This is a genomic window from Candidatus Sulfotelmatobacter sp. (assembly GCA_035498555.1).
In the GTDB taxonomy this organism is placed as follows: Bacteria; Eisenbacteria; RBG-16-71-46; order RBG-16-71-46; family RBG-16-71-46; genus DATKAB01.
Genome location: DATKAB010000154.1, coordinates 1 through 4187 on the forward strand (window position 1 = coordinate 1; position 4187 = coordinate 4187).

Genomic DNA, 4187 nt, shown 5'->3' on the forward strand with positions numbered 1-4187 from the left:
TCAGTGGCTGGCCCACAGCGCCGATCGCGATCGCGGGTTGCGCCGCGTCGAAGCGCTGATCGCGGGGCCGCCGGTTCGCGCCGTTCACGAGCGCGCCAGCGCCTGGGAGTTCCTCGGCCTGCGGCGCGGCGACCTCGGCGACGCGGCCGGGGCGGCCGAAGCATTCGCGCACGAAGCCGAGCTCGAGCCGAGCCCGCAGGTGTTGAGGCACTGGGCGGTGATGGAAGCCGGCCGCGGGGATTTCGAGCATGCGATCGAGATCTATCGCGGGCTGGTGGCGCGCTATCCGGGCGACGCTCAGGGATGGTTCGAGCTGGCGATGCTGCTCGCGCGCTCGGGCAACACGGTCGCGGCGCGCGATGCGGCGAGTCAGGCGCTGCGGCTCGACCCCTCGCGCCGCGACTGGCGGGCGTTCCTCGAGTCGCTGGGTCCGGCCGCGCCGCGCTAGGCTCGACCTGGAAACGCCAGCTAGGCCCGCTCGCCCAGTACTTCCCGGATCACCGCGCCCACCTTCGCGCAGCCGACCTCGACGTCGAACTCGCGAGGCGCCCGCTCGCGCACGCGCGCCGACATGCGGCGCCGCAGCGCCTCGTCGTCGAGCAGCCGAATGATGCGATCGGCCAGCACCGCCGGATCGCGCGGCGGCACCAGGAAGCCATCCTCCCCGTCCTTCACGAAATCGGGAATCGCGCCGACCGCGGTGGCGATCACCGGCAGTCCGGCGGCCATGCCTTCGGGGATCACCAGCGGAAACGCCTCGGTCCACGACGGCACGACGATCATCTGCGAGGTGACGAACGCCGCCGCCTTTTCGCGTCCCTCGAGCGAGCCGAGGAACGTGACGTGCGGCAGGATGCCGCGCTTCTCGGCTTCGGCGCGCACGATCGGTTCGCGCTCGTCGTTCTCGGCCACGCCCACCAGCACGAAGCGCGTGTTCGGATGCTTCGCCACCACCCGGGGGACCGCGTCGTAGAGGTCGTAGAGGCCCTTGGGCTCGGAGAGCCGTCCGATGTAGAGCACGCCGCGCTCGCCGCTCTTGAGCCACGGCGCCGGCGTGTCCGCCGGAAGGTCGCGATAGAGCGAGACGTCGGTCACGTTGGGAGCCCACGCCAGCGTGCGATGCCAGGCCGCGCCCATCTCGCGCTGGTAGGTGGGCCCCAGCACGAGCACCTGATCGGCGGCGCCCATCAGAAGTCGCCCGATCGCGCGCCCGCTCGTCGTCTCACCCGAGGGAAAGCGCGTGTGCAGCGTGCCGTGGTAGTGGCAGATCACCCGCGCACCCGAGGCGCGCGCCGCCAGCATGAACACCCAATCGCGCAGGAACGACGGACTCGGGGCCGCGTGCACCAGCACCACGCGCGGGCGAATGCTCGCCAGTGATCGCAAAAGGCGCGAGAAGTCGCGCAGGAAGTAGAACGGCGTCCGCCAGGTGGGGTTCTCGACCGCCCAGCGCAATTGACGCTTCGAAGTGTCGACGGTCGAGAGCTCGTACTCGCGCGAGAGGCTCGAGTGGAGCTGCATATCGATCATCAGCTGGACGCCGCCCATCGGCGGCGGGAGAGGGCCGACGATCAGTACGCGGGGGCGATCACTCATCGAAACGCGGCCGCGCAGTGGAAAACGCGCACCTCAGATCGGCGCGTAGGGGAATTGCGGCTCGATCGCGACCACGCGCCGCTCGAGGATCGAGCGATGCGCGGCCAGCAGCGCCTGCGCCGAGACCACGAAGCTCTCGGTCCAGTCCTTGCCGCCGGGGGCGCGCGAGAATTGCGCCATCATCGCCTCGAGCATCGGCTTCTGGCCGAGATCGGGCTGCGCCTGCTGGTGCGTGCCGCGGCCGGGGCCGCCGTTCAGCACGAGCTTCCGGAAGCCGATGATGCGCGCCGAGCGGCCGCCGCCCAGGATATCCACGCTCTCCCGCTCCCAGCCCTGCTGGCTGCCGCACACGTAGTGCACGAGCCCCATGCCGCCGCTCGCGAAGCGCAGCGAGATGGCCCAGCTCTCCTCGCGGTGCGCGGGATCGGGGGTGGCGATCGCGTGCACTTCGGTGGGCAGGCTCTGGGAAAAGAAGATGGCGAGATCGATGAAATGGCAGACGTCGCCGAACAGCACCCCGCCGCCCTCGCCGGGATCCTGGTACCAGCTGTCGGCAGGGACGCCGGCCGAGCGCACCGTGCACAGCACCTGCCGCACCGGCACGCCGTCGAAGTGAGCGAGGGCCCGCCGGCTCGACGGGGCGAATCGCCGATTGTGGCCGACCCACAGCGTCGGACCGTTCTCGCCGCGCCGGCTCAACAGCTCGGCGATCGGCGCGATCTGCTCGTCGGACATCGCCAGAGGTTTCTCGACGTAGACGTGCTTGCCAGCTCGCAGTCCCTCGAGCGTCAGCCGCGCGTGGCTGTCGTGGCGGGTCGCGATCAGCAGGGCGTTCACCTCCGGATCGCGGATCACCGCCGCGGCGTCGGTGCTGGCCTTTCTGAAGCCGTACCGTTTGGCCAACGCTTCGGCGTTGGCGCCCCTCGTCGTACAGATCGTCTCGAGCGAGAGTGCGCTCAGAGACGAGAAATTCGGCATCAGCATCGACTTGGCGTAATTGCCGGCGCCGATCTGGCCGAGCCGCACCGCACCGCGCTTCCGATCGCTCGCGAACTCCATGGTGCGCGGTTGGATCGCCGGCGTGCCGCGCTCGGCCTGCTCGTACTCGAACACGATGCCGACCGCCGAGGCCAGCGACCCGCTCGCGATCTGATCGAAGGTGGAGATCGCCTCGGTGAAGGGGAAGCGGTGAGTGATCAGCTTCGAGAGATCGAGCCTTCCCTGCGCGATGAGATCCAGGAACGCCGACATGTTGCGCTGCGCGGTCCAGCGCACGTAGCCGACCGGGTAGTCCTTGCCGCGCATCAGGTAGTCGGGGTCGAACATCCCGGCGCCCATGGCGCGGCTGAAGCGGAAGTCGATCTCCTTGCCGAACCAGGTGCGCCAGTCGAGCTGGATCGCGGTGTTGCCCAGGCACACCACCCGGCCACGATCGCGCACCAGCTGCGCCGACAGCTCGATCGGCCCGAGATCCTGGGTCGAGGTGGTGAGCAGCACGGCATCCACCCCGAGACCGCCGCTCGCGCGCAGCGCGTGACTCAGCGCCTCGTCGCCGGTCGGCCCCGAGGCCGCCTCGGCCCCGTTGGCGACCGCCAGCGCGCACTTGCTGGCGTCGAGGTCCACGCCCACTACGCGGCAACCGTTGGCGCGGCAGAGCTGCACCAGGAACTGCCCGAGCAGGCCGAGGCCGATCACCGCCACCGATTCGCCCAGTTCGAGCCCGGCCTGGCGCACCGACTGGAGCGCGATCGCGCCGATCGCGCTGGAGCTCGCCGCCTCGAGGCTCACACCCGGGGGAACCGGCACCACCAGATTGCGGGGCACCGAGTTGTACTCGGCGTGGGTCGCGAGCCCCTCGCCGATACAGGCGACGCGATCTCCGACCCGGAACTCCTCGACCTGAGAACCCACCGCCTCGACGGTGCCGGAGCAGCTGTAGCCGAGCGTGGTGGGGGCCTTCAGGCGCTCCTGAACCTTGCGGATCGTGGGGATCAGGCCCTGCTCGCGCAGGGTCTGCAGCACCTGCTTGACCTGGTCCGGACGTTCGCGCGCCTTCTCGGCAAGACTCATCCGCGCCTGGGTCACCTTCATCTTCTCGGTGCCCACGCTCACGAACGAATAGTGGCTGCGAACCAGCACTTCACCGGCGCCCACGGCCGGCAGGGGCACCTCGCCCAGATCGAGCGCACCGTTGCGAAGATACTGGCGGAGTTGCTTCACAGCCTCCTCATGTGAGGATCGGGTTGAAGTGTCCCGCACCCCGGACACCAGCCCAGAATGCTATCACGACCGCCAGAATCGCGGCCACGGAGCGAGAAAATCGTTGCGCCCGCGGGTCCGGTTGGCTAGTTTGCCCGCGCGCCCGCAGCGTCGATGACCCCACGCATCGACCGCCGGTGATGTCGGGCGTCCCGGGGAGCGTTCGCCGCAGGACGCCGCAGCCCCTCGGGGAAGTCCTCGCCTCCGTCTCGACGACACGTCGCGACCGGTATTCGCGCAGCCCCTCGCGAATCCGGCAGCGCCAGGGAAGGTCGCGGCGGTTTCACCGGCACGAGACACGCCAATTCGACAGCTTCGTCAGACCCCATCCC

3 protein-coding genes are annotated in these 4187 nt (G+C 69.7%); 1 reads left to right on the top strand and 2 read right to left on the bottom strand.

Annotation, left to right across the window (positions count from 1 at the left end):
- A partial coding sequence (locus VMJ70_12650; protein ID HTO91973.1) for a tetratricopeptide repeat protein occupies window positions 1-448 on the top strand: 448 nt, incomplete at its 5' end.
- A 20-nt stretch (window positions 449-468) separates the two neighbouring features.
- On the opposite strand, the gene VMJ70_12655 is transcribed toward VMJ70_12650, so the two are convergent.
- Both VMJ70_12655 and VMJ70_12660 read right to left on the bottom strand, forming a co-directional pair.
- The gene (locus tag VMJ70_12655; GenBank protein HTO91974.1) at window positions 469-1596 is read right to left on the bottom strand and encodes a glycosyltransferase family 4 protein; all 1128 of its coding nucleotides are present in this window, start codon (window positions 1594-1596) and stop codon (window positions 469-471) included.
- A gap of 33 nt (window positions 1597-1629) precedes the next feature.
- A complete protein-coding gene (locus tag VMJ70_12660) occupies window positions 1630-3816 on the bottom strand; it encodes a bi-domain-containing oxidoreductase (protein ID HTO91975.1) in 2187 nt (728 codons plus the stop codon).
- Window positions 3817-4187: the final 371 nt, after the last annotated feature.